The sequence below is a fragment of the Streptomyces gottesmaniae genome, assembly GCF_031845845.1.
In the GTDB taxonomy this organism is placed as follows: Bacteria; Actinomycetota; Actinomycetes; order Streptomycetales; family Streptomycetaceae; genus Streptomyces; species Streptomyces akebiae.
This window is the reverse complement of the sequence record NZ_JAVRFJ010000196.1, coordinates 1-282: the sequence shown is the minus strand read 5'-3', so window position 1 is coordinate 282 and position 282 is coordinate 1. Positions and strand designations below refer to the sequence as shown.

At 72.0% G+C, this 282-nt stretch carries 1 protein-coding gene; it reads right to left on the bottom strand.

The window, feature by feature from the left end; all coding sequences use genetic code 11:
• The coding region (locus RM704_RS45035; RefSeq protein WP_311593668.1) for a hypothetical protein at nt 1–282 on the bottom strand (282 nt) is incomplete at both ends.

Below are 282 nucleotides of genomic sequence, written 5' to 3'. Positions count from 1 at the left end.
GACCCGTCAGGACGACACCCTCACCGCCGGCCAGCCCCACCACCGCACCGACCAGCGGATGATCCGCCGCCGACTGCCCCAGACCCGCCGCATCCGTCACCGACCAGCCAGCCTCCAACCAGAACCGCTCCCGCTGGAAGGCGTACGTGGGCAGCTCGACACGACGGCCGCCCGCCGTCAACGGCTCCCAACCCACCTCGACGCCACGGACGGAGAGCCGCGCCAGGCCGGTCAAAAACTCCCGCACCTCGTCACGGTCGCGCCGCATCACCGGCACACACG